This window comes from Pandoraea commovens (assembly GCF_902459615.1).
GTDB classification, from domain to species: Bacteria; Pseudomonadota; Gammaproteobacteria; order Burkholderiales; family Burkholderiaceae; genus Pandoraea; species Pandoraea commovens.
Map to the genome: position 1 here is coordinate 327305 of NZ_CABPSA010000004.1, position 26819 is coordinate 354123.

Below are 26819 nucleotides of genomic sequence, written 5' to 3' on the forward strand. Positions count from 1 at the left end.
CCGAGTGAACTCATGCGAGGGTTCTCCTGAACGAATGCGGGCAGCGGACTAGCAGGCTAGCGAGCCTTGAAGGCCAGGGGCTGCCGCAGGGCATAGAGAGAGGGCGTACGCCGGTGGGCGGGTACGCTCTCTGCGGGTACGCGTTTCAGGGGTATTTTGCCGGACGTTTTTCAAGGAAGGCACTGATTCCTTCCAGACCGTCGGCATGGTGCAGCGAAGCGACGAAATTATCGCGCTCGGCACCGAGTTGCGAGGTCAGCGTTTCGCTGGCGCCGCTGTCGATGAGCGATTTGATGCGGCCGACGGCGTTCGGCGACAGTTGCGCCAGATCCGTCGCCCAGTTGAGTGCTTCGGCGCGGGCTTGTCCGGGCGCAACGACCCGGTTGACGAGTCCTGCGGTGGCGAGTCGCGCGGCCGACACTGGCTTACCTTCGAGGAGGATTTCGGTGGCGAGCGGGCGGGGCAGAGCCTGCGAGAGGAACCACGAACCGCCGCCGTCGGGCGTGAGGCCGACTTTGACATACGCCATCACGAACTTGGCATTGTCGGCGGCGACGAGCAGATCGCAGGCAAGCGCGAGCGAGAAGCCCGCCCCGGCGGCCGCGCCTTCGACGGCGGCGATGATCGGCTTCGGACACGCACGCAGCGCCTCGATCCATTCGGCCAGCGCGTCAATACTGGCGGCCTGCACCGACGGATCTTTCTGACGGTTTTCCAGCAGGCGGTTCAGATTCCCGCCCGCGCAGAAGAAGTTGTCGGCCCCGGTGATCACGACGGCGCGCACGGAGGCGTCGCGCTCGGCCGTGGCCAGCGCTTCGACGCCAGCGGCGTACATGTCCGGATGCAGGGCGTTACGCGCGCCGGGATTGGACAGCGTCAGCACCAGCGTCTGGTCGACGCGTTCGGCGAGCAGTTCAGCAGCCATGATTCGGTCTCCGGATTACGCTTCTTCGGTGAGCAGCGACACGCCGAGTTGCGCGCGACGCGTGAGCCACGGCGACGGACGATAACGCTGGTCGCCGTAGAACGATTGCAGATTACGCAGCACCGTGAGCAACTGACGCGCGCCGACGGCGTCGCCCAGTGCAAGCGGTCCCTTGGCGTAACCGAGACCCAGCGTGACGGCGCGGTCGATGTCGCCCGGCGTCGCGATACGTTGCTGCGCGATATCGGCACCGATGTTCACGATGGTAGCGATCACGCGCTGTGCGACGAATCCCGCCGAATCGCGGATCACCGTCACCGGCGTGCCGCCGTGGGCGAACAGCGCGTGGGCGGCGTTGCGCGCGTCGGCTGTCGTCACGGGCGTGGTCATGAGCGTGTGACGCTTGGCGCCCGCCAGCGGCAGCAGCGTGTCGATGGCGACGGTGCGCGTCGCGTCCAGACCCTGTTCGACGGCGCACGTCGTGGCGTCGAAGCCGAGTGGCGTGACGACGATCAGGGCCGTCTCGGACGGCTTCTCACCGCTTTCGATGGTCACCCCCGTCGCACCCAACAGCTCGACGACAGCCGCAAAGCCGCGCGTGTCCGCACGGCTCACCCAGACGCTTGCGGGCAACGCGTCCGGCGCGGGGGCTTCGGGCGGCACCTGCTGCTTGCCGTCGACATAGCGATAGAAGCCTTCGCCGACCTTGCGGCCGAGCAGTCCGCCTGCGAAGCGCACCGCGGTGATCGGCGACGGACGGAAGCGCGCTTCTTCGTAGAACTGGTGATAGATCGACTCCATCACGGGGTGCGAGACATCGAGCGCCGTGAGGTCGAGGAGTTCGAACGTGCCGAGGCGAAAGCCTGCCTGCTCGCGCAGGATGCGGTCGATGTCCGCAAAGCTCGCCACGCCTTCGCTTGCCACGCGCAGGCCCTCGGTGTTCATGCCGCGCCCGGCGTGGTTGACGATGAAGCCCGGCATGTCCTTGCAACGCACGGCCGTGTGGCCCATGCGCTGGCCGAGTGCGAGCAGGGCGTCGCCGACTTCCGGTGCAGTGCGCAGGCCGTCGATGACTTCGACCACCTTCATGAGCGGCACCGGGTTGAAGAAGTGATAGCCCGCCACACGCTCGGGACGCTCGCACGCCGCCGCAATCGCCGTAATCGACAACGACGACGTGTTGGACGCCAGAATCGCGTCGGCGGCAACGATGCCTTCGAGCGCGCGGAACAGGTCGCGCTTGATCTCGATCTTCTCGATGATCGCCTCGACGACGAGATGGCAGTCCGCCAGATCCTCCAGCGCGTTGCACGCGTGCAGGCGTCCCATCGTCGCGTCGACGCTCGCCGCGTCGATCTTGCCCTTGGAGGCGAGCTTGTCCAGCGTGTCGCGCAGGGCACTCAGCGCGGCTTGTACGGCGGCGGCGTTGGTATCGTATAGCTTGACCGTCAGACCGGCTTGCGCGGCGATCTGAGCGATGCCACGCCCCATGGCGCCAGCACCGACGATGCCCAGAACGTCGATGGCCTTGCTGGCAGCGGCCGCCACGTTAGACGAAGAAGACGAGGAGGATGCAGTCATTCGGAGTGTCTCGAAGTTGGTGTCGATGTCGTCGATCGGTATTGTGTGGGCGCTCAGGGGCTGCGCGAGGCGGCTAACCAAGCACTGAGTGCGCATGACTTGCCATTCTATCGTCCGACCGGTCGGTCGGGAAATGAATTTCCGGCCGAATCGCCAGGCAATGCAAACCGATGCCCAAAACGCGTTGCGGCTATTGTCGCTGATCTCGCCGCCGTTGCCAGCGCTTGTTCCGCTGGGCGGTCGTTGACGTGGATGCCTGTCTGACGGGCGGGAGGGGCGTGCGCACTGGCCGAGCGCCGGAATTCGGGACGCCTGCGGTTGAATTCAATTCGCGCATGGCGGGGGCGTGCCGGTACACTTCCGGTACCCGGTGGACGCGTCCACCGGCTCACTCACATGGGAGACATCATGTTGAAGCTGTACGGCTTTCCAGTAAGCAACTATTACAACAAGGTTAAGGTTGTGCTGTACGAGAAGGGCGTGCCCTTCGAAGAGTCCGAATCTATTCCGTGTCAGGACGAGCCGCTGCTGCAATGCTCGCCACTCGGCAAGGTGCCGTATCTGCAAACGGAACAAGGTTTCCTGTCGGAGTCGCAGGTGATCTGCGATTACCTTGAGGTGACGCATCCGACGCCGGCGCTTTTCTCCAGCGATCCGTGGCGACAGGCCAAGGAACGTGAGTTGCTCACGATGCTGGAACTGCATCTGGAGCTGGTGGTGCGTGAAGTGTACGGACAGGCGTTCTTTGGCGGCACGGCGTCGGAAGGCACGCGCAGCCGCACGGAGAAGCTGCTGCGCCGGAACATCGTCGCCTTCAAGCGACTTGCGAAATTCGCACCGTACGTCGCGGGCGACACGTTCACGATGGCCGACATCGCGGCGGGCATCCATCTGCCGATTCTCGGGATGGCCACGCAAGCCGTCTATGGCGAAGACTTCCTGCAAGCCGCCGATATCGACTGGAAGGCATACACGAAGCGACTCGCTGAACGTGAATCGTTCCAGCGTGTGCGCGCCGAACAGAAGGCTTATCAGCAGGCGAAGAAAGCCGGGTAAGTTGTTTGGACCGTAAAACGAAACGGCCGCCATCCGAGGGATGGCGGCCGTTATCGTTTGGGATGGTTTGGGCGACCTGGCGCCCGGCGTCGTGCTTAGATCTTCGCCAGACGCGTGAGTGCTTCACGCAGCGTGTCGTCCTGCTTCGCGAAGCAGAAACGCACCACGCCCGACTCGTGCGGCTCGTGATAGAACGCCGAGACCGGAATCGCGGCAACACCGATTTCGCCCGTCAGCCACAGCGCGAAGTCGGCTTCGCTCATATCGCTGATCGCGCTGTAGTCCACGCACTGGAAGTAGGTGCCTTCGCACGGCAGCAGCTTGAAGCGCGTACCGGCCAGACCTTCGCGGAACAGATCGCGCTTCTTCTGATAAAAGCCCGCCAGTTCGAGATACGGCGACGGATCGCGCATGTAGTCGGCCAGACCGACCTGCATCGGCGTGTTCACGGTGAACACGTTGAACTGATGCACCTTGCGGAATTCTGCGGACAAGGCGGCCGGTGCGGCCACGAAACCGACCTTCCAGCCTGTGACGTGATACGTCTTGCCGAAGCTCGACACGATGAAACTGCGACGTGCAAGCTCGGGGTGGCGTGCCACGCTCTCGTGACGCTTGCCGTCGTACACCATGTGTTCGTAGACCTCGTCCGAGATCAGCAGAATGTCGGTGCCTGCCACGATCTCGGACAACTTCACGAGGTCCTGCTCATGCCACACCGTACCGCTCGGGTTGTGCGGCGTGTTGAACAGGATCAGACGCGTACGCGGCGTAATGGCCGCGGCCAGCTTGTCGAACGGAATACGGAACTCGGGGGCTTCGAGTGTGATGAACACCGGCTTGCCGCCCGCCAGCTCGATCGACGGCACATAGCTGTCGTACGTCGGCTCGAACACGATCACTTCGTCGCCCGGGTGCACGGTGGCGAGAATCGCAGTGAGCAACGCCTGCGTCGCCCCGGCCGTCACCGTGATTTCGGTGTTCCAGTCGTACGGCTGTCCGTAAAGCTTGCCGATCTTGTCGGCGATGGCCTGACGCAGCGCGGGCACGCCAGCCATCGGCGGGTATTGGTTATGGTCTTCGCGCATGGCACGCGCCACGGCGTCCACGATCTTCGGATCGCACGAGAAATCGGGGAAGCCCTGACCCAGATTCACCGCCTGCTTCTCGGCAGCGAGCGCCGACATGACGGTGAAAATGGTGGTGCCGACGTTCGGCAGACGCGACGTGAGCGGCGGGGCAACCAGCGCAGGCGTGGTGGATCCAGTGTGAGGCGCGTTCATGTGAAAGATGGACGAAGCAGTGATCAGGCCGCCATTCTACCGCCGTCGCGCCCGGCCTGCGGGCGGGGGCGCTTAACGGCCAACTTAACCACCAACCACGAGCAATGACGTAAAAGCGCTCGCCGTCACGATGCGAAAGCCGAACTGACGCGCCACCCGGCTACGTAGCTTCAGTACGGCTTTGTCCTTGCTGACGAGCCAGTGCGCGTGTCCGTCGCGTGCCGCTTCGAGGAACTTCTGATCGTCCCGGTCGCGGCAGAGCGGCAGTTGTGCGGGCGGTGCGGCGTCTTCCGGGACGACGATCCGGTGCGTGTGCGCATCGACCCAGGCGAGGGCGGCGTCGTTGTCGATCTCACGCGAGGCAAATTGAGGGTAGGTCAGCACGACAGCCAGTTCGTCGCGACACCGCTGGGCCATGAGGGCCATGAGACGGTGCTCGACAAGCGCGTCGCGCACGGGGCGGGCAATCGGGTCGTCGAACACGAGCAGATCGATCCAGACATTGGTGTCGAGCACCACGCGCGGCGGCGTGGCGAGGGTGTCGAGATGCTCGGCGAAGGCCCGCTCGGCGGGCGTGGCAACAGCGTTTTGAAGCATTGGATAGAATGACGGTTTTACGTTAATTTCCTGCGCAGGCAGGAACGCCTCACCCGATATGATAATTGTTCTCTCGCCGGCCAAATCGCTCGACTACGAAACGCCGCCGCACGTGAGCACGCACACTGTGCCTCAGTTCGTCGATGACGCGGCCGAATTGATCGAAGGCCTGCGCGAACTGAGCCCGGCACAGGTCGGCTCGCTGATGAGCATTTCCGACCCGCTTGCCGCGCTCAACGCGACGCGCTACGCCGAATGGTCGCCGCGCTTCGATACCTCCAACGCCAAGCAAGCCGTGCTCGCCTTTAACGGCGACGTCTACGAAGGGCTCTCCGCTCGCACGCTCGACGCCACGCAGCTCGACTTCGCACAGAAGCATCTGCGTATCCTGTCGGGCCTGTACGGCGTGTTGCGTCCGCTCGATCTGCTTCAGCCGTACCGTCTCGAGATGGGCACGCGCTTCGCAAACAAGCGTGGTCGCGATCTGTATGCCTTCTGGGGCGAGCGTGTCACGCAGACGATCAACGCGTCGCTCGCCGAGCATAGCGAGACGCGCCGCGTGCTCGTGAATCTGGCGTCCGAGGAGTACTTCAAGGTCGTCAAACGCCGTCTGGTCAATGCACCGGTCATCACGCCGGTGTTCGAAGACTGGAAGAGTGGCAAGTACAAGATCATCAGCTTTTACGCCAAGCGCGCGCGCGGGCTGATGGCGCGTTACGCTATCGAGCGCGGTGTGACCGATGTGCAGCAACTCAAGGCGTTCGACACCGAGGGCTACGCGTTCGACGACAGCGTGTCGAACGATTCGCTCTGGGTGTTCCGCCGCCGCGTGGCCTGACGCCAGCCTGACCCGCGCCCCGGGCAAGATCCCGGGGCTTTTCATTTTCGCCAGCGAGATCCGTCATGACCGTCCAAATCAGCAGCCGATTCGACAGCGGCGCCATCCATGTGGTGAGCGCCGAGCGCGCCGACGATATCCATGTGCGCATCGCGCAAGACGGCGCGGCCGAATTCGCACAGTGGTTCCATTTCCGCGTGCAAGGGGTGGGCGGCGTGCCTTGCCGCATCGTCTTCGATAACGCTGGGCAGACGTCCTATCCGCGCGGCTGGGAGAACTATCGCGCGGTGGCGTCGTACGACCGCGTGACGTGGTTCCGCGTGCCGACGTCTTACGACGGGCAAGTGATGACGGTGGCCTTCACGCCGGAACACGATAGCGTCTATCTCGCATATTTCGAGCCGTATGCGGAGGAGCGTCATCTGGCGTTGCTCGGCACGGCGCAGAATTCGTCGCGCGTGAGTTCGCGCTCACTGGGGCAGACCATCGACGGGCGCGACATGACGTTGCTCACGGTGGGCGAGCCGCGCGCGGGCAAGCGCAATATCTGGGTGATTGCGCGTCAGCATCCCGGCGAGACGATGGCGGAGTGGTTTGTGGAAGGCATGCTGCGTCGTTTGCTCGGTGCGGGCGACTGGGCCGGCGATCCGCTCGCGACGGCGTTGCTCGACGAAGCGGTGTTCCACGTCGTGCCGAACATGAATCCCGACGGCTCGGCGCGCGGTAATCTGCGCACCAATGCGACGGGCGCGAACCTCAACCGCGAATGGCTTGAGCCGGACCTCGTGCGCAGTCCCGAAGTGCATCATGTGCGCGCCGCCATCGAGGCGACCGGTTGCGATATGTTCTTCGACATCCACGGCGACGAAGCGCTGCCCTACGTCTTCCTGGCGGGTAACGACGGTGTCGAGTGGGGCACGGAGGCGGTGCTGGCGCGCGAGAAGGCGTTCAGCGAGCGCTTCAAGGCGGCGAGCCTCGACTTCCAGGACAAGTTCGGCTACCCCCCGGGCAAGCACGGCATGGAGTCGCTCAAGCTGGCGTCGAAGTGGGTGGCGCATCGCTTCGGTTGCCTATCGCTCACACTGGAGATGCCATTCAAGGACAACGCCAACCGGCCTGATTCGCAAGTCGGTTGGAGCGGTGCACGAAGTGCGGCTCTCGGGGCGTCGATGCTCGCCGCGATCTGGGCGCAGATGCAAGCCGACCAGGCGTGAAAAGCAGTCGAAACGCCCAAAACGCATGATGTAACGCCAAGGGCGTGTCCTTGGCGTTACAGAATCTGACAGTGACGGGGACGCAGCGCGTCCCCATTTCGTTTTGTCAGGGGACAGCATGCGTATCGGATTCGACGCGGGCAACGGGCATTCCCTCGCCCCCTCCGCTCAATGGGTGCCTGAAGCGCCCGCGACCTTGTTCTCCACGTTCTCATCGGCCTGGCAAGGTTTGCGTCAGGCCGAATCGCACATCGAGAGTCTCGAAGGGGGCGCGTGGGAAGCCCATCACGGGCGCTCTTACGCTCCCGATCCGTCGCACGAACTTCCGTTGAGGCCGCCTCCGGTCGCCACGCCGGTGGAGTTCACGCAAATCATGGCCGAAGTCTGTGCGGCGCATGAGAGGCCGCCGCCGGTCGCCACGCCGGTGGAGTTCACGCGAATCATGGCCGAAGTCTGTGCGGCACATGAGAGGCCGCCTCCGGTCGCCACGCCGGTGGAGTGCACGCAAATCATGGCCGAAGTCTATGCGACGCATGAGAGGCCGCGGCCGGTCGCTACGCCTGCGGAGTTCACACAAATCATGACCAATGTCCGTGCGGCTCACGAGGCCAGAGCGTTGGGTCCCGACGGCGCTTCGTGGCAAAAGACGTCGCCCCACGTCCCGTGTGCAGAACGGAATCTGACGCCCACTGACATTCATGGGATCGTGGCGCGCTTGCGTGAACAGCGAATGGTCTATGCAGGCGGTCGCCCCGTAGGCCTCGCCACGATAATACCTTCGGGGCAACCGCCGATGTCCGGCACGGACGCCGGGCCCGCCGCCTTCTCAGCAGCATTGGTGTTGGTGCAGACGCAGTCCGATCGGGTGACGACGAATGAAGTGCCGCGGGACACATCGCAAAATGCCTCGCGTGGAAGGGGGCGCACCAAAGTGACAGGCGAGCTCTTGCGCCGCATTGAGGCCCTGGGCGCGAGTGGCATAGCGGCCAAGGGCGGAATCGATCGGATAGCGGACGAACATGGCATTGCGCAAAGCACGTTGAGAGCCTACATCTCCAAGTGCGGCAAGCTGTCCCCGGAGGGGAGCGACCGGGCGGCTGAACCCGGCCAGTTCCGCACTGAAAAGGTGACCATCGGCTTGTTGCGGGCCCTCGAAAAGATGGGGACTCATCGTATCAAGTCGAGGGGCGGCCTTCGCGCCATTGCCCGGGACGAGGGTATTCCGTACCGCACCCTGAAGGGTTACGTCGACCGGCACGGCAAGCCAACAGCTTTGGGGCGCGCAAGACTGCTTGACGACGGTGATCCCACTCGCCGTGCCAAAAAGGTGCCGGTGACGCCGGAATTGCTGCATATCATTCTGCGGCTTGGCGCGAACGGTATTCGCGCTGCAGGAGGACTGCGTGTTCTGGCGGACCGACATAACGTCTTCCTGAGCAGCCTGAGAAGTCACGTCAACGGCAAAGGCGTGTTGGGACACCTCGGAATTCGCATGATGAAGGTGGGGTGGCGCCCGCGCCTTTCCAAGATATCCAATGAGCTGTTGCGCGATATCGAGGCGTTGGGGCCGCGAGGCATCAAGGCGGCGGGCGGACTTGCCGTCGTGGCGAAGGAGAACCACGTAGCGTTTGACACGTTAAGAGGCTACATCGACTGCCGTGGCCAGTTGACTCCCCTTGGGCGGGCCAGACTCTACGGCATAGATCCGTCCCACACGAACAAAGTCACGCCGACGCTGCTCAGGGAGATCCAGGCGCTAGGCAAGCAGGGCATCGCGTCCGAGGGCGGGCTGGATGCCCTGGCGAGCAAACGAGGCGTTGCGCCGCACATTCTGAGGCACTACGTCACGTTCGGCGGAAAGTTGAAACATCCGGGACGCGTCATGATGGCGAGATTCGAGTCGAACAACGTCGGCGCATAGTGCACGCGACGCGTCAGTGATGGCCCTGTCGAATGCACGTGAACAGGCGTGACGAAGCGTAGCGCGATCTCTCGCGCTACGCGTTCCGACATTCGCTAAGACCGCTTCGCGCCGATCAATCCACGTGCAGCGATCAGTTCTTCTTTTTCGTCGTGCTCTTCTTCGTGCTGCCCGACTTGGACGACGAGGCTTTTGCGGACGACTTGGCCGTTGTGCCCTTCTTGCCCGACTTCGCGCTCGCGTGAGCGGCCTTGCCGCGCGTGTTGCCACGTGCGGCGCGCTTAGTCGGCTGTTCGACCTGAGAGAGCGGCGACGTGTAGTCGAAGCCCATCATGCGGCCGTCGGCGTATCCGCAGCGAATGTGGATATTGTCGGTCTGGCCGCTAGTGCGCTTGCCGACGCCATCGAGTTCGACCATTTGCGTGACGTCGACCCGTTGCTTGCGATCGTCGAACGGGCCGTTCCAGGGTTCGATTTTCGCGTGTTCGGGATCGAGTGCTGTCTCGCCGTACTCGACACTCTCGTAGCCGGGGAGCGTGGCGACGACGAAACTCGCGTGCGCAGCGCAGTCGGCCACCATCGGATCGGCGTGACGCGTGTTGATGAATTGCTCGACCAGCGCGCGATGCTGTTCGAGGGTGAAGGCCTGTGCCGGGGCCGTGAAGGCCGACAGGCAAAGCGGCGCAGCGATGGATGCGATGCCTGCGACCTGGCGCACGGCTCGCATCACGACGCCTGCGGCGCGTTGGAAAAATCGATTCGACATTGCTTGACGTATTCTCGGGGGCGTGAGGGCCGTGTGTGTGAACCGGCCCTGAGCATTGCAGAGCAATGCGGGCATGCGATGACTCATCTTATGAGTCGCTGGCATGCGCCGCTCGCGAAGAAGCTTGACCGCATTTTGAAAGACAGCGGCGAAGCGGCATCCATCTTAACCGAAAAAGAAGCCGCTCACGCCCGCCGGGTAAGCCCGTAGACCTGATTGCGTCGCGCGTGAAAGTTACAGCGCGCTACAATGCGGGCCATCCACGCTGCGTAGCGACGTTTTTCGACGCGAACATCGGCGCGGAAAACGCTTCTCTTTTTGCAGGTTTCTCGCAGCTTCTACCGCGGTTATGCGGCAATAGGGGGCGCATTGTGTCATCGCAGACGTTGACGCAATCGCTCGAACAGCGGCACTTTTCAGGGCTTTTCACGCGGATCGTGCCGTTCATGCGCTATGCATTCGCGCATCGCCCTCGGTGCATTCGCGATTTTTCTATTCGGCATGTTTGCAAATTCACGCACGGTCGGCAGTGCGCAGACCGGTCCACACGACAAATTGGCGGAACTGGTGAGCCGTCATCGCGACGCCGTCTTTCGCAAGCCACTCGCGGCCTACAGCGCCGCAGCCTTCGACGCGGCGATCGCTGCATGGCGCAGCGCGGGCGCAGCACCGCTGATCATCGACGCCGGATGTGGTGTGGGTGAGAGCACGCTGCGGCTCGCCTCACAATTCCCCGATCACTTTGTTATCGGCATCGATCAGTCGGAGAGCCGTATTGTGCGCGGTAAGGACTGGTGGGACGGTGAGTGGCCCGAGAATTTTGTGTGGGTGCGCGCCGATCTCGTGGACTTCTGGCGGCAACTGCACGACGCGGGCATTCGCCCTGCGCGTCACTACATCCTCTATCCGAATCCGTGGCCGAAGATCGGTCAGCTCTCACGTCGCTGGCACGCGCACGCCGTGTTTCCTGCGGTCGTCGCGCTCGGTGGCGTGCTCGAATGCCGCAGCAACTGGGATATCTACATCGAGGAATTCGCGCTTGCAGTCGAATGGCTGAGCGGCGTGTCTGCTCAGGTAGAGGCGTGGGTGCCGAAGGACAGCGCCGCGACCATGACGCCGTTCGAGCGCAAGTATCTGGCGTCAGGACATACGTTGCATCGTTGCGTGGTGACGCTGGCACCTCGCTGATCGTCGCAAAAGCAAATCGGCCGTGCGCTCATCACGCACGGCCGATTTATTTTGACGCACGATCAATGGAAGTGCGGACGGCTCGGTTCGGCGTCTTCCGGCATTTCCGCATGGACGACTTCGCCCACGGGGTCCGGATAGAGCGGCACGCCGCAGTCGTCGCAATATTCCGGATCGAAGCGGCCCGGATGCTTGCGAATCTCGGTCACGCCGCAGGCCTTCAGCAGGTCCGTGACTTCGTCGAGCGCACCGCCTTCGACTTCACCGTTCTCGCGACCGTAGAGCGGCCACACCACACCGTAGATCACGTCGTTGCTACCGCGTTGCGTGAAACCGATGCGGTACTCGTCGATATTCTGTTCGCCGAAGCCTGCGACCACCGCACGCAATTCCGGCGGCGTGAGCGTGAGGACATCTTCCAGATAGCGCAGCGCCGTACGAATCGTATGCGGACGAATGCGTTCGTCGGCTTCGCGGCAACTGGCGTAGTACGCGTCGGGCAGGAGGCACTCGATCTCGCAGCCGGGCAGCAGTGCATTCAGATTCGGCCCGCCTTGCGCTGACCACGCTTCCTGGCATTGGCCGCGCTCTGCGTGACGTGGCCCGTCTTCCTGCCAGCGGAACATGGCGGCGCCCTTGGGTACGGCGACGGCGGCGAGCAGGAAACGCGGATCGGCGAGGATGGGGGCCGTCTCCGGCAGGTCGTTGCCGGGCTGCTTGACTTCGGCGTTGCTGACGGCGGCCTGCACGAGTTGCTGCGTCACCTTCCACGACTCGCAGTGCGTACGCGGGAGCTGGTCGATGCTGTAGAGGTACGGCGAAATCGCCACGCGTGCCGATTCGGCGAGGACATGCGCGTGCAGATGGGCGCGAACCGGCATGAGGGCGTCCGGCTTCACTGCGCCGGACGGAATGGCGTAGCGCGTCCAGGCGAGGATCGGGATGGCGACGAGCAGGCCGTCCCACGTCTGGCCGTCGGCCTCGGGTTCGGCGGATTCGCTTTGCGACTCGATCAGATCGGCGAGCGCGCCATAGGCTTCGCTATGGTTGGCCTGGAGATGGTCGAGCGCGGCGTCGATGGCCGGCTGGTTGCCGGTGCGCAGCACGCGCGTGAGCAGCGTGTCGAGCTGGGCTTCCCAGAAACGGTCTTCGATGCGGCTACCCGAGGCGGCCAGCGCGAGCGCGTGGCCGACCAGCTTCTCGGCGTCGGGGGTCAGTCGTTTGGCGGTGCGTGAGCGCATAGTCGTGCAAAGCAGAAACACATGAACTCACGATTGTACGGCATGCGTGAACGCGATAGATGGGACGCTGTCACCAAACGCGTCGACTCCGATGGCGATAGGCGGAATCGCCATCGATGATCCGGTGCCAGACGGGCAGTGTGCCGACGGCGTTTGACGCCGAATCAGAAGTCGAATGCCAGATTCGCCGGGGCGGACAGGCGCGTGTGACGCGTCGTGGCGGCGCTGGCGCCGATGACAGGGGCGAGTGCTGCACCTTCGAGGGAGAGCAGGGCGAGCTTGCGCTCTACGCCGCTTGCGTAGCCCGTCAGCGTGCCGTCTGCGCCGATCACCCGGTGGCAGGGCACGATCAGCGTTATCGGATTGCGCCCGTTGGCGGCGCCCACGGCGCGCGACTTATTCGCGTCGCCAAGCGAATGCGCGAGATCGCCGTAGCTGCGCGTCTCGCCGAAAGGGATGCGGCGCAGTTCGTCCCAGACGCTTTTCTGGAACGGCGTGCCGTCCGGTGCGAGATCCAGTTCGAACAGACGGCGTCCGTCGTGGAAATACTCGTTGAGCTGTTCCTTTGCTGCGTCGAGCACCTTGATACCTGTGCCGTCGCGACGCGTCGCGCCGTCTCCGGGGAAGTACTTCTGCTGGTTGAAATAGACGCCGGTCAGCGCGTCGCCATTGGCGACGAGCAGCATCTCGCCCAGCGGGCTGTCGTAAAAGGCTTCGTAGTGTGTTGTTGTGCGTGTTGTCGTGCGGGTCATGCAACCACCTCCTGCAAATTCATGACCGGCTGGCCAGCCGGTCCTTGTGCCGCAGCACGCCAGACGTGCAATGCGGCGTACGCCCGCCACGGTGCCCACTGGGCGGCGCGAGTCGCGACGGCACGGCCGTTGGCCACACCGAGCGCCTGACGCAGCACCAGATCGTCTACCGGCATGGCATCGGGCGAGCCGAGGGCGCGCATCGCGATGTATTGCGCCGTCCACGGGCCGACGCCTTTGATGGCGAGGAGCGAGGCCATCGTCGCGTCCAGCTGCGCGAGCGGATCGAGCCGCAGCTTGCCGTCCACAATCGTTTGAGCGACACCGTGAATTGCGGCGATACGACTCCGAATGATACCGGCTTCGCCGAGGGCGTCGACGGGCACGGCGAGCATTTGTGTCGCGCTCGGAAAGGTGTGCGTCAAACCGTGGACGGGTGTCGGCAGCGGCGTGCCGAATAGCTCGGCGAGTCGTCCGAGCAGGCGACGTGCGCCCTTGACGGTGATTTGCTGGCCGACGATGGCGCGCACGGCGATCTCGAAGCCGTCCACCGCCCCGGGCACGCGAAGGCCGGGCGTGGCGAGGGCGAGGGGTCCGAGGTGGGCATCGATGACATCGGGGCGCGCACCGAGGTCGAACAGGTGACGGAGTTTGCCGAGCACTTGCGGCACGCTGCCTGCGAGCGCGGGGGGAAGTGTCACCTGTAAAGCGTGGCGATTCGTGAGCGGCGAGATGCGGCACCAGCCTGCGACGGTCTGCCCGTCCTGCCGCTGAAGGCTCAGGGTGCGGGTATAGACGTCGCCTTCACGGGACTCGACGCCGTCGATTGCGCGGTCACCGAGAAAGTCGAGGAGGGCGTGCCACGCGAAAGGGGGACGATAGGCGAGTTGAAAGACCAGATCACCGTCGGGAATGGCGGCCATGCGGGCGTTGTGCGCGCTTAGGCGCAGGCGTCCGGGGGCGAAACCATAGCGTGACTTGAAGAGTCCGTTGAAGCGTCTGACGCTACCGAAGCCAGCGGCGAGCGCCACCTCCGTCACGGGCAGGGCGGTATCGGTGAGCAGGCGTTTGGCGAGCAGCAGTCGCTGCGTCTGCGCGTATTCGACGGGGGAGACACCGAATTCGTCGGCAAAGATGCGACGCAGGTGGCGCTCCGTGATACCGATACGGGCGGCGAGATCGGGGAGAGGAGCGTGATTGAGGAAGCCTTCGTCGATCATGGCGGCGGCTGCGTCGGCGAGTTCGCGGGAGGCGTCGAAGCGTGCGCCGCCGGGCGCGAGTTCGGGGCGACACTTGAGGCAGGGGCGGTATCCGGCCTTTTCTGCGGCGGCGGCGCTACCGTAGAACGAGCAGTTCTCGAAGCGAGGCGTGCGAACGTTACAGACGGGACGGCAGTAAATGCCGGTCGAGGAGACGCCGACGAAGAACCAGCCGTCGAAGCGTCGGTCGCGTGCTGAGACTGCTTTGTAGCAGACATCCGGATCGAGCTTCATGGTGTGCGGGGGAGGGGGAAACATGATGTCACTCTACGCGCGAGCCGGACGTCCGGCTAGTCATTTTCGGACATCAAGGTCTCCGGCGCCGAGTTAGGTCGATTTCCTCAATCAATAGTCTTTGGTCCAAAAACGAAAGTGGTTCATTTTTGTTTTCGGTAACTTCGGCGCCTCTTTCAAACAGCGTTTCGAAAAGTTCCGAACCCCGGACCATAAGAGGCAGCGTCCGGGTGCGGGATGTCGATCAACTGTCATGCCGACACCATGTCCAACGTCCGAATTACCACCAGAAAGCGAGATCGACAGGTCTGAATCCGAGGCCAATGCCGTCTTTGACTCGGGCTTAGCTTCACTCGTCTTGGTTGCTCGATTTCACGATCTGTCTGTCGATGCTGCACAGATAAGCCATCAATACTCCGTGGATGGGCGCCCACTAACGAAAGACGCAATTCTTCTTGCCGCAACACAACTCGGGCTAAAAGCAAAGGCAGTCAAACCGACTTCAGACCGCTTCGCGCATACCTCGTTGCCCGCAATAGCTTTTGCGAATGATGGGACATCTCTCGTTTTGGCGCGGTGTGACGGCGTCAAGGTATTGATTCAAGATCCGAGCCAAAACCGTCCTAAAACGTTGACGCTCGCTGAATTTTCGGAGCAAACCACCGGCGAATTAATCGTTTTTGCGTCGCGCGCCTCGTTGGCTGGGGACATGGCGAAATTCGACTTTTCGTGGTTTATCCCCGCCATCGTGAAATACAGGCGGCTGCTTGCCGAGGTAATGCTCGTTTCCTTCGTCTTGCAGTTGTTTGCCTTGGCGACGCCAATGTTTTTCCAGGTCGTCATGGACAAGGTACTCGTCCATCGGGGCTTGAGTACGCTTGACGTAATAGCGATAGGTCTGCTGACAGTCGTGATTTTCGAGGTCGTACTGACCGCGCTTCGCACCTATGTGTTTTCCCATACCAGCAGTCGGATTGACGTTGAACTCGGCGCCCGGTTGTTCAGGCATCTCCTGAACCTTCCTCTCGGCTACTTCCAGGCGAGACGCGTCGGTGATTCCGTCGCTCGTGTGCGTGAACTGGAGAACATCCGGGCATTCCTTACTGGGAATGCCGTCACGTTGGTCCTTGATCTAGTGTTTTCGGTGGCCTTTCTCGCAGTCATGTTCCATTACAGCGTGACATTGACATGGATCGTCGTCGGATCGCTGCCTTGCTATGTCGCGTTGACACTTGTTTTCACCCCGCCACTGCGTTCCCGGTTGAACGAGAAGTTCAATCGAGGGGCGGAAAATCAAGCGTTTCTGGTCGAGACGATCAGTGGGATCCAGACGGTTAAAGCACTGGCGGTAGAACCGCAATGGGTGCGGAAATGGGACAAGCAGCTTGCCGCTTACATTAGGTCGAGTTTCCGAACCGCGATGGTGGGTACCGTCGCGAATAGTGGCGTGTCATTCGTGAGCAAGGTCGTAACGGTTGCCACGATGTATGTGGGTGCGAAGCAGGTGATTGAAGCCGACATGACAGTCGGGCAATTGATCGCTTTCAACATGCTGGCGGGGCACGTGACCACGCCGGTAATGCGCTTAGCCCAAATGTGGACGGATTTTCAGCAAACCGGAATCTCCGTGCAGCGATTGGGCGACATCCTTAATGCCAAAACTGAGGTGTCAGGTGCCAAGAGCGTGCTGCCCGCGATACGTGGGGCTGTTCGCTTCGAACGCACGACCTTTCGCTATCGATCCGACTCTCCTGAGGTGATCAAGGCCATTGATCTCGATATCCGACCAGGAGAGGTCATCGGTGTTGTCGGGCGCTCCGGTTCAGGCAAAAGCACGCTCACAAAACTCATTCAACGCTTGCATGTTCCGGAGAGCGGCCGAGTCATGGTCGATGGCGTCGATCTGGCCCTGATCGATGCGTCCTCTTTACGCCGACAGGTGGGTGTCGTACTGCAGGAGAGCGTTCTATTTAATGGCACCGTGCGTGAAAACATTGCACTCGTAACGCCAGGCGCTCCGTTATCCAAGGTGATGCGCATCGCGTCGCTTGCGGGGGCCCATGAGTTCATCACCGAGCTACCTGAAGGATATGACACGCTGGTCGGGGAGCACGGTGCGACGCTCTCCGGCGGGCAACGGCAGCGCATCGCGATTGCGCGTGCGCTGATGGCCGATCCCCGGATTCTGATTTTCGACGAAGCGACGAGTGCGCTCGACTACGAGTCGGAGCGCGTCATTCAAAACAATATGCGGGCGATTTGCCAGGGGCGCACCGTTCTCATCGTGGCACATCGATTGTCTGCGGTGCGGGGCGCAAATCGAATCGTTGTGATGGAGCGAGGAGGGATCGTGGAGATTGGTGCACACGAAGACCTATTGCGAAATCCGGAAGGCATCTACACGAAGTTGCACTGCATGCAGCGGGGTTGATGATGATCGACGGATTACGAACCCGCGCACTTATCGACCTGTTGCAGCGATATCGGGATGTCCTTCTGCATGCCTGGAAGCACCGCAAGGAGAACGATGCCGCGCGCTTCCTGCCGCATGAAGCCGATTTTCTACCTGCGGCGTTGGCGTTACGGGAAAAACCGGTATCCGCGCTGCCAAGAGTCACGATGTGGCTTCTGCTTGCGTTAGCGGCGCTGACCTTGTTGTGGGCAGTGCTAGGAAAAATCGATGTCGTCGCGACGGCACCCGGCAAATTGATCCCGAGTGACCGCACCAAGATCGTCCAGCCGATGGAAGCCGCCATCGTCTCCCGGATTCACGTTCGTGACGGCGACGAGGTTCGGGCGGGTGACGTTCTCATTGACCTGGATGCCACCGAAGCCAACGCGGACAACGAGCGCATTGCCAACGATCTGATCGTCTCGCAACTACAGGTTGCCCGCGCGCGGGCAATGTTGAAGGCGTTGGATGAGGGGCGAGTCGGGAGCTTGATTGCGCCTCCCGAAGCTTCGGCTACTCAGACGTTCGAGGCTCAGACGTACTTGGTAGGACAGTTTTCCGAGTACGAGGCACAACTGTCTCGCATCGATGCCGAAATGGCTCGCCGAACGCAGGAGGCGCAATCGACACGAGCTTTGATCGGGAAACTGGAGCAGACGGCCCCGATAGCGGCGCAGCGTGCGCGGGATCTGCAGGCGTTGGCAGACAGAAAGTTCGTCTCTCGACATAGCTATCTCGAGAAGGAGCAGTTTCGAATCGAGCAGGAGGCCGATCTGGCCGCGCAACGCGGCAGATTGCGGGAGATCGAAGCGGCAAAACAAGAGGTGAAGCGACAACGAGCGGCCTTGACCGCTGAGACACGGCGCCTTCATCTCGATGCGCTCAACGAAGGCCTTCAAAAAGTGACTGCTCTGGGGAGCGAACGAGTTAAGTCCGAGACAAGAGTTCAATTGATGCACCTGACGGCTCCAGTGGACGGCACGGTTCAGCAGCTTGCCATCCACACGATTGGCGGCGTCGTCACCCCGGCGCAGGCGCTAATGGCGATTGTTCCCAGAGATAACCCAGTCGAGGTTGAAGCGTTCCTTGAAAACAAGGACGTTGGCTTCGTCAAAGTCGGTCAAGACGTCGAGATCAAGGTGGAGACTTTTCAGTACACCAAATACGGAACGATTCCCGCAACGGTCACCAACATTTCCAATGATGCGATTCCGGATGAGAAGCGCGGTTTGATTTACGCGATGAAGATCAAGTTGTCGAGGTCGGTGATTGAGGTGGATGGCCGAATGGTGAGGCTGTCGCCTGGGATGTCTGTGACTTCGGAGATTAAGACGGGGAGGCGAAGGTTGATTGAGTATTTTTTGAGTCCGTTGATGCAGTACAAGAATGAGAGTTTTGGGGAAAGGTAGTTTTTATGAAAATTTGAGGAGGACGAAGTTGGCGTGTAAGTGGTTTGTTGTTGGGTTTGAATGTTTTTAATTTAATTGAAATTTTATTGTTGCGGATAAAGCTAATTTTGGTGGGAATTGATTTTAAAAAAATAACTATCATCGATTATCTGGGGTTGATTTGCATGTTCGGTCTTCCGTTAGTTATTTCGATGATGATCGCCTTTGCGACTCCTAGTGACATTCTGGAGAATTATTGGGCAAGGCGGTGGGTAGACGTGGTGCTGCAGTTTTTTCCGAAGTTGTTAGATGTGCCAGAAGAATCCAAGGATCCTCAATTTGTGGTTTTTTATCATGCAACTATGTTGGCTTTGGATGTTGTTCTTTCGCTTCCGATGGTTTTTATTGCGCTCATTAAATTGGCTAAAGAACGTCGGGAGGGACGAGGAGGGCGCTCGGTTTGGCAGACTCTTAAATTATGCGCTTGTGGAGTGTTGATGGTTGCTGTGGAGGTTGGAATTTTCTCAATGGGATATAGCGATGGCAGGGGGGCGGTATTTTGGCACTCCAGAGCTAGTTTAGCATTTGGTGCCATTATTTTTCATTTTGGATCTTTGCTTTTTTTGAGTGGGACGGTGATTGTGTTTTTGGAGTTGATGATTTTATTTGGTTTTGTGAGGTTGATTCGAAAGGTATTTCAAGGTTGGCTATAAATTTTTTGGGGGTGAATGTTGGATGAAAAAGATGGGGTAGATCGAGCGTACTCGCTATCCGATTATTGCTTTTCGGTATTTTTCTTCGGTGGTCCAGTCGCAATTTCGTCAATTCTTACAATTTTTGTTCCCGGCGAAGTAATGATGTCGTGTGCCGTGAGGTCATGGACTGAGTTTGTTTTGCAAGTTGCTCCAAAAATGCTGGAGGTTCCAGTCGAATCAAAGGATCCTGATTTTGTGGTTTTTTATCATGCCAGCATGATTTCGAGTGTTGGTGTTTTCGTTCCCGCTGGATTTATTTATTGCGTATTAAAACTAAAGTCGGGATTTGGAAGGGAAGGGTTGGAGAGGCGCGGAAGGATTGGGGTTGTTCGGGATTTGTTTGTTTGTTTTTTGGGAATCTTATTTTCGTGGGCTTGGTTTTCGTGGGGTTATAAAGGTGGTGGGATGTCAGATTTTTGGAAGTCAAGGGAGACGCTTCTTTTTTTTGGATTTTATCCCTATCTCATGATTATCGGGGTTTGGGTGGCGACACTTATGAAAGTGGCTGAACTATTTTTCTTTTCTAGAGGAGTTTGTTGGTTGAGGGTTCAGTGAGAATTTTTTGCTAATTAAATGTTCGAGGTTGAGGATGAGCCAAGAAAAGCAGGAAACAAAGGTTGTTCAGATCGTGTTTGATTCGGGATTGAGTGCGTTCAGTCAAGCCATGCAGGATGCGATGGCAAATGCGCTGAAGAATGCGGATACTCAAGCGAAGCTGGCTGCAAAAATTCCTGGTGCCAAGATTTGGCTTGTTGGGAACATAGGTAACACCCTCCAAATCGGTATTGGTTTTGGAGAGGGTGATGCCAACGTTGTAGGTGAGGCCCTGTTTAAGATTGTTGGGACGTCGCTCGGTGGGGCGGCCGGAGCTGTGGGGCTAGGGGCGATTCTGGGGGCGACGCGTATTCCAGCTGGTACGTGGCTCGGTCGCGTAGCCGGTGCCGTTATTTTCGGCAAGGCTGGTGAAATCGCAGCGTCTGATTACGTCTGGAAAGAACTCGTCGAATCCTCCGGCAAAAATGCCGTTCTCGATTTGGGTGTCGCGAAAATCGAATTCAGCCTTAAGGATGCACCGCGAGTGCTTACGCCCGGAGGCACTACCCCAATATCCGAGACGGCCACAGTTTTCAAACCGATCGCGAGCCCCCACGACACGACATCTATCGACGTCGCTCGGCAAACGCCTGACGGCCGCATCGAGATTCTTGGTGACCGCTGGAGCTTAACGCGCGATGCCGACGCGGCTAGCTCAGATCACAACTACACAGTGAAAAAGGGCGAAAACCTCTGGCAGCTTGCCGCACGTGATGGCGTCACCGTCGAGGCGTATTTGCAGGCAAACCCGCAAATCACGCACCCCGATCTGATCCACGAGGGGCAAATCATCAATCGCCCAGTTCTCTCCGAGGTTCGCAATGATTTCGACCTCACAATCAAACCCGAGCGTCAAACCGCGAACGAAGGGGCTGGTGATTTCGAGGCGCAAGCGCAGCGCGTCGAAGACGGCTTCGTCACCGGCGGCGGCGGCTGGGACGTTCGCTCGGACGCTGACAAACTCAACCGCGATCAGTTTGCTGGAAGCTTCATCGAAAACACGGCGTCTACGGCATCGACACGCATCCTTGCTGATGGCTGGCGACCGGGTAACGGAAACGTAGCAGACCCCGTTATTGACCGCGTGTCGTTGCAAGAAGGCAATAGCGTCTTGAATGGCGTCAACGGGGCAATCATCAACAGCATTGGCGATTGGGCGAGCAAAGCTGTTCCCACCGACCCTTTGGTTCTCGACCTCAATGGCGACGGTGTGAAACTCACGGATTACGTGAGCGCACCCGTATGGTTTGATGCCGATAACGATGGCGGAAGCCTTGAGCAAACCGGCTGGGTATCCCCAGAGGACGGCATCGTAGTTCTCGATCGAAACGGTAACGGCAAGATCGACAATATGTCCGAAGTCCTCTCGGAATACTTTGCAGGGGCCGCCGGAACGGAGGGCGCGTCGGGAGAAAAGCGCTTTACGGATGGATTTGCGGCCCTCAAGAGTCTTGATAGCAACAACGATGGCGTATTCGATCAGCGAGACGAGGCCTGGCAGCAGGTCAAGGTCTGGGTAGACGCCGATCACAACGGCCAAAGCTGGATTGATACGAACGGGAACGGTCAGCTCGACACTGGTGAGGAAAGTGAACTCAAAGGCTTGGACGAGCTCGGCATTACGAGTATCGCGCTCACATCGGAGAAACAAAGCGGCGAAGTTCGCGATGGCAACGAGATTCTGGCGCGCGGGACATTCGTCCAGCACGGACTGACGAAGGAAGCCGTGGCGGCGAACTTGCTGGTCAGTCCCAACGGCAGCACTTTCAGGCCAAGCGGTAGCGGCACGATCGTTCAAACCGATGCGGGTGGAGATGTCCGCGCTCGGCCCGGGAGTGCCTACGTTGCGGGTGACGAGGCGGGAGAGACGATCGACGTGGCCCTAAAAGGGGTTAGCAACGGCGTTGGTGGCAAAGGCAACGACGTTCTGAAAGGCGATGCGGGCAACAACTGGCTGGCCGGAGGTGCTGGTGCCGACCGTCTCGAAGGCGGCGACGGCGACGATGTCCTGCTGATCGACGCCGACGATGTCTTCGTCAATGGGGGTAGTGGCACCGACATCGTGCATGTTGTCGGTGACCGGGGCGTTACGCTCGATCTGGCGCAAAGCGAAGTCGAGATCGTGCATGGCGGGCGAGGAGATGATGTGCTCATCGGTGGTGGGCGAAGCAGTGTGTTCATTTCAGGTGGCGCAGGCAACGACATCATTGTCGGCGGGGCGGGCAACGACGCCCTTTCGGGCGAAGACGGTGATGACGTCATCGATGGCGGTAGTGGCAACGATGTCATCCGGGGTCATCGAGGTCGCGACCGTTTGCTCGGTGGCGAGGGCGACGACTATCTGGACGGCGGTGCAGACGATGACACGCTATTCGGAGGTGCTGGGAATGATGTGCTGCGAGGAGGGAGCGGTGACGACACAATAGACGGTGGTGATGGCGTCGACATCATTGAGCTGTCAGGCCGCCTTTCCGAATATCGCATTACGCCGGGAGAGGGCGGCGTCTGGATCAGCGATACGGTCACCGGGCGCGACGGCACGGATTTCGTGAAGAACGTCGAGAAGGCGAACTTCTCCGATATCACGTTAGTAGACATTCCGAGCAGTAGCGGCGTTGGATTGGAAAATCCGATGCCGGTGAAAGACGTTCTTACGCAAGACAAGCACGGCAAGCGACTTGAGCGCAACGGCATTCATCTGATCGCAAAAGAGCAGTTGCTTGCCAACGATATCGATTTTCAAGGCGATTCGTTGCAGATTTCGTCGGTGATGGAGGCCGTTGGCGGAACCGTTGCATTGACGGATGTCGGTGACGTTGTGTTCACGCCTGATGCCACGTTCAGCGGCATTATGAGTTTCAAGTACACGGTGGCCGACGCCAAAGGCAATCCCGCAGCCGTAATCACGCAAATCAGCACGGGTGAGGCGGCAGCCGCCAAGGCGGCGGTGTTTCTGAAGACGACGGATTTGCCATCGGATGAACAAGTTACCGATCAATGGTATTTAGGCGATGCGAACATTCTGCCGGTATGGAAGGATTACAGTGGCAAAGGGGTGCGCATCGGACAATTCGAAACCAACGGCTCATTCGGCACCAGCAAGGAAATCCTTGACTATCGCCATAGCGATCTGAAGGACAACATCGATTCGGAATGGTTGGCACAAGCCTCTCCAGAGCGACAGGCGGGTGCCGGAGACGACGGAAAAATCTCGGAACATGCGACGCTGGTAGCGGGGGTTATGGTGGCCTCGCGAAACGGCACCGGTGGCGTCGGTGTGGCATACGGCGCAACTTTGGGGGGGCATTGGCTTGCGGCCAAAGACATGTCGTCCCTGGCGCGCATGAAAGAGTACGACGTGGTGAATCACAGCTGGGGATCGCGCGAGCGCTTCACCTTGAAATTCGATCGGGCTGAAATCGGTGCATTGTCACCAGAGTACGCGGACGCCCTCAACCACGGGCGCGAAGGCCTTGGCACGGTAATAGTGATGGCCGCAGGCAATGATCGTGCGAAGGGCGGAAATGCAAATTACAGCAGTCTTTCCAACTCCCGTTCGAGCATTATTGTCGGCGCAATCAATGCGAAGACGGATCTCGGTCTGGCGCAGGTTAGCGAACAGCCTTTTTCGTCACGCGGGGCGAGCATCCTTGTCAGCGCACCGGGATCGAACGTCACTTCGACATCAAGTTTGCAGCAAAACGCTAACGGCTCTACGTTCGGATCCGACGCAAAAACGGTTCAAGGTACCAGTTTCGCAACGCCAATCGTGTCGGGCATCGTCGCATTAATGTTGGAAGCGAATCCTCGCTTGGGTTATCGCGACGTGCAAGAAATTCTCGCACTCACGGCGCGCAAGGTTGATGACCCCAACACAGATTGGCAGACCAACGGTGCCACACGGTGGAACGGCGGCGGCATGCACGTCAGTCATGACTATGGTTATGGGCAAGTCGACGCTCGGGCAGCTGTTCGTCTCGCTGAAAACTGGATTGATCAGCAGACAGCGGGCAATCTTTACGGGGCGATCAAGAGTCCTACGTCCGTTGGCGGTATGAGCGCCATTCCAGATGGGGATATGGCCGGGATCAAAAACACGTTGCGCATGTCCGGGGTCGGCGCAACGACCGAGCACGTAGAAGTGCGGGTTCGTCTCACGCACGCTCGTCCGGGCGATCTGATTATCAAATTGATTTCACCGTCGGGCACTGAGTCGATTCTGATGGATCGTCCTGGGCTCGTGCCGGGCGACGCCACATCCCGAGGGGATTCCAGTTTCGGGGACTCCAATATGCTCGATTTCGTATTCGGGTCTGCGCGGCATCGGGGGGAGCCTGCCGACGGTGATTGGACGCTGCAGGTTATCGATGCAGCTTCGGGCGACACAGGCGTCTTGATCGATTGGAGCATGAATGCCATGGGGAGGCAGGGCACAGCAAATGATCAGTACGTGTACACCGATGAATTCGCCAACGTCACAGGAAATGGTCGTGACGTCCTTGAGGACGGTAATGGCGGTATCAACACAATCAATGTTGCTGCCGTATCAAGCGGGAGCCGGATTGACCTTCTTGCGGGAAATGGCACCATCGCAGGCAAAGCGCTAACCATCCAAAACTCTGCCAACTTCGCCAACGTCATCGGCGGTGAGTCTGACGACGTCTTGATTGGCAATGACAACGCCAACGTTCTTGTCGGGGGGCAAGGCAACGATACGCTCAACGGCAACGGAGGATGGGACATCCTATTCGGCGGAAGCGGTAACGATACGCTTACGGGCGGCACCGGCCCGGATTTCTTCGTGGTCGAACATGCTTCGGGTTCGAACGATACGATCACCGATTTCTCCGTCGGAGAAGATCGCATCGTTTTGTCGGCGCTGGGTGCCGACATCTTCACGCGTCTCACGTTCACCCAGTTGGAAGCGGACGCGCATATCGGATTGCCTGACGGGCAAACACTAATTCTGAAGAACGTCGATGCGAGTCAATTGTCAGCCCTCGATTTCCTGACGGTGGAAGAAGGGCTGCGCGTTGCGGATATCGTCAATGGCAGGATGTTTGCCTTCGGGAGTAACTCCTCGGATAGCGAAGCGGTTTTGCCGGATAACGGGGTGAACTACTGGGCTGGTGGCGGCGACGATCGCGTGTTCGGCGGAAATGGTGATGACATCATCTTCGGTGGTGCCGGAAATGACGTGCTGGTTGGCGAGCGCTCAACCGATGACCTTGTGGGCGGAAACGACATCCTTCACGGCGGCGCAGGCAACGATGTCGTGCGCGGTGGCCCCGGCAATGACATCTTGTGGGGTGATGAGGGGCTGGACTATCTCAACGGCGATGCCGGTGACGACATCCTCTATCTTGAGGGAGATCAGGGGCTAGCGGAATTCGCCGACGGCGACTTGTTCGCACCGAGTCTGACGTTTCAAGGAGGCTCGCTTACCGGAGCTGCCGTTGCTGGGGGGCAAGGCGCTGATCGCTTTGTGGTCGTTGAAGATCGAAGTCCGACGGCATCGAATGGCCTGATGAAAAACCTGATCGACGACTTCGAACCCTTCAATTTTGGAGAGAAGATCGATCTTTCGAAAATTCGAGCGGTCTCGTCGTTCAAGGATCTGACGTTTAGTAACGTCGTCATTGCCGGCCAGCAATTCTTACGTGTCTTCCTGGGGCCGATGGCTTCCGGAACGCAGTACATCACGCTTCGTGGCGTCAATCAGGCGTTTCTTTCCGAGAGGAACTTCATTTTCGGGCAACACGACACGTTGAAGACGAACGTCCGCATATCGGGCACCAGTGGCAACGACACGCTTGTTGGCGACGCGGGAGGGAATGTTCTCGATGGTTTTGCGGGTGCCGATGTCATGGAGGGCCGGACCGGTGACGACACCTACTTCGTCGATGACGCAGGTGACCGCGTCATTGAACACGCAGGTGGAGGCTTCGATACTGTGAAGTCGAGCATCAGCTACACGCTGCCTCGCGAAGTTGAGGCGTTGGAGTTGATCGGTGGCGCAGCGACCAACGGGACCGGCAATGCCAAAGTAAATCGCATTATCGGAAACGACGCGGCCAATACTTTGGATGGAGGCGCTGGCGCAGATTTATTGATCGGCGGGAAAGGGGATGACGTCTACATCGTCGACGATACGGCGGATCGCGTGGTGGAGCGCGACGGTGAGGGGATGGATACAGTGCGTTCGTCAGTATCCTTCACGCTTGGCGAGCATGTGGAGAACCTAACTTTGACAGGGACGGCTTCGATCAACGCCACGGGTAATGCGCTAGCCAATCGTTTGGTTGGTAACGCGGGTGATAACCGCATGCTTGGCGGCGATGGCGACGACTGGCTGGACGGTGGGGCCGGAAACGATTACCTGATCGGGGGCGCCGGCTCGGACACCTACCTCTTCGGCAGAGGTTCCGGCGACGATGCGATCTATAACCATGATGTCGGTCATGCCAAGCTCGACGTACTACAGTTAGGCGGTGATATCGATGCAGACCAGATATGGCTCAAGCGAGAGGGTGACAATCTCGAAATCAGTGTCTTGGGGGCGCAAGACCGTGTAACGATTCGAGAATGGTACGCGGGTTCGGATTTTCGATTGGATCAGGTCAGGCTGGCTGATGGTCGGGCAATGACGGCAAGTCAGGTGGAGCTACTCGTGAACGCGATGGCTGAGTTTTCACCACCTGCCGCCGGGCAGACCTCACTACCGGCCGACTATCGAACGGCACTCACGCCGTTGCTGGCGGCTAACTGGCAATGA

18 protein-coding genes are annotated in these 26819 nt (G+C 60.0%); 10 read left to right on the plus strand and 8 right to left on the minus strand.

Annotated elements, in window-relative coordinates:
* Positions 1-145: 145 nt before the first annotated feature.
* Together PCO31010_RS14330 and PCO31010_RS14335 are read right to left on the minus strand one after the other, a co-directional pair.
* Complete coding sequence (locus tag PCO31010_RS14330; protein ID WP_150664851.1) at positions 146-925, minus strand: oxepin-CoA hydrolase, alternative type; 780 nt, start codon at positions 923-925, stop codon at positions 146-148.
* A 15-nt stretch (positions 926-940) separates the two neighbouring features.
* The gene (locus PCO31010_RS14335) at positions 941-2506 is read right to left on the minus strand and encodes a 3-hydroxyacyl-CoA dehydrogenase (protein ID WP_150664852.1); all 1566 of its coding nucleotides are present in this window, start codon (positions 2504-2506) and stop codon (positions 941-943) included.
* A gap of 408 nt (positions 2507-2914) precedes the next feature.
* On the opposite strand from PCO31010_RS14335, the gene PCO31010_RS14340 reads away from it, so the two are divergent.
* A complete protein-coding gene (locus tag PCO31010_RS14340; RefSeq protein ID WP_039399200.1) occupies positions 2915-3562 on the plus strand; it encodes a glutathione S-transferase family protein in 648 nt (215 codons plus the stop codon).
* 95 nt (positions 3563-3657) lie between these two features.
* On the opposite strand, the gene PCO31010_RS14345 is transcribed toward PCO31010_RS14340, so the two are convergent.
* Positions 3658-4845, minus strand: coding sequence for a pyridoxal phosphate-dependent aminotransferase (locus PCO31010_RS14345; RefSeq protein WP_150664853.1), 1188 nt, complete (start codon positions 4843-4845; stop codon positions 3658-3660).
* A gap of 84 nt (positions 4846-4929) precedes the next feature.
* A complete protein-coding gene (locus tag PCO31010_RS14350; protein WP_150664854.1) occupies positions 4930-5442 on the minus strand; it encodes a putative toxin-antitoxin system toxin component, PIN family in 513 nt (170 codons plus the stop codon).
* A 58-nt stretch (positions 5443-5500) separates the two neighbouring features.
* Here PCO31010_RS14350 and yaaA point away from each other — a divergent pair, with 58 nt between their 5' ends.
* From yaaA to PCO31010_RS14365, 3 genes are all read left to right on the plus strand, one after another.
* A complete protein-coding gene (yaaA, locus tag PCO31010_RS14355; protein ID WP_150664855.1) occupies positions 5501-6280 on the plus strand; it encodes a peroxide stress protein YaaA in 780 nt (259 codons plus the stop codon).
* 65 nt (positions 6281-6345) lie between these two features.
* On the plus strand, positions 6346-7494 hold the full coding sequence (locus PCO31010_RS14360) for a M14 family metallopeptidase (protein ID WP_150664856.1): 1149 nt from the start codon (positions 6346-6348) through the stop codon (positions 7492-7494).
* A 118-nt stretch (positions 7495-7612) separates the two neighbouring features.
* Positions 7613-9415, plus strand: coding sequence for a hypothetical protein (locus PCO31010_RS14365; protein ID WP_150664857.1), 1803 nt, complete (start codon positions 7613-7615; stop codon positions 9413-9415).
* A 133-nt stretch (positions 9416-9548) separates the two neighbouring features.
* On the opposite strand, the gene PCO31010_RS14370 is transcribed toward PCO31010_RS14365, so the two are convergent.
* Positions 9549-10181 (minus strand): BspC domain-containing protein, encoded by a 633-nt coding sequence (locus tag PCO31010_RS14370; RefSeq protein WP_150664858.1) that lies wholly within the window; start codon positions 10179-10181, stop codon positions 9549-9551.
* Between the two features lie 501 nt (positions 10182-10682).
* Here PCO31010_RS14370 and trmB point away from each other — a divergent pair.
* On the plus strand, positions 10683-11369 hold the full coding sequence (gene trmB, locus PCO31010_RS14375; RefSeq protein ID WP_150664859.1) for a tRNA (guanine(46)-N(7))-methyltransferase TrmB: 687 nt from the start codon (positions 10683-10685) through the stop codon (positions 11367-11369).
* A gap of 62 nt (positions 11370-11431) precedes the next feature.
* Here trmB and PCO31010_RS14380 read toward each other — a convergent pair whose 3' ends face one another.
* The 3 genes from PCO31010_RS14380 to PCO31010_RS14390 form a co-directional block, all read right to left on the minus strand.
* Positions 11432-12610, minus strand: a complete 1179-nt coding sequence (locus PCO31010_RS14380) for a DUF2863 family protein (RefSeq protein ID WP_150664860.1) — start codon at positions 12608-12610, stop codon at positions 11432-11434.
* 164 nt (positions 12611-12774) lie between these two features.
* The gene (locus tag PCO31010_RS14385) at positions 12775-13362 is read right to left on the minus strand and encodes a methylated-DNA--[protein]-cysteine S-methyltransferase (protein ID WP_150664861.1); all 588 of its coding nucleotides are present in this window, start codon (positions 13360-13362) and stop codon (positions 12775-12777) included.
* Positions 13359-14855 (minus strand): DNA-3-methyladenine glycosylase 2 family protein, encoded by a 1497-nt coding sequence (locus tag PCO31010_RS14390; RefSeq protein ID WP_150664997.1) that lies wholly within the window; start codon positions 14853-14855, stop codon positions 13359-13361. Before PCO31010_RS14390 ends, PCO31010_RS14385 begins: the two co-directional genes overlap by 4 nt.
* Before the next feature lie 253 nt (positions 14856-15108).
* Between PCO31010_RS14390 and PCO31010_RS14395 the strand changes: the two genes are divergently transcribed.
* The 5 genes from PCO31010_RS14395 to PCO31010_RS14415 are packed head-to-tail and all read left to right on the plus strand — an operon-like array spanning position 15109 to position 26819.
* Positions 15109-17286: a type I secretion system permease/ATPase gene (locus tag PCO31010_RS14395; RefSeq protein WP_150664862.1), complete on the plus strand. Its 2178-nt coding sequence runs from the start codon at positions 15109-15111 to the stop codon at positions 17284-17286.
* A complete protein-coding gene (locus PCO31010_RS14400; RefSeq protein WP_217426165.1) occupies positions 17286-18716 on the plus strand; it encodes an HlyD family type I secretion periplasmic adaptor subunit in 1431 nt (476 codons plus the stop codon). Before PCO31010_RS14395 ends, PCO31010_RS14400 begins: the two co-directional genes overlap by 1 nt.
* A gap of 44 nt (positions 18717-18760) precedes the next feature.
* Entirely contained in the window at positions 18761-19408 is a 648-nt protein-coding gene (locus PCO31010_RS14405) for a hypothetical protein (protein ID WP_150664863.1), read from the plus strand.
* A 15-nt stretch (positions 19409-19423) separates the two neighbouring features.
* Positions 19424-20005 (plus strand): hypothetical protein, encoded by a 582-nt coding sequence (locus PCO31010_RS14410; protein WP_150664864.1) that lies wholly within the window; start codon positions 19424-19426, stop codon positions 20003-20005.
* Between the two features lie 34 nt (positions 20006-20039).
* Complete coding sequence (locus PCO31010_RS14415; protein ID WP_150664865.1) at positions 20040-26819, plus strand: S8 family serine peptidase; 6780 nt, start codon at positions 20040-20042, stop codon at positions 26817-26819.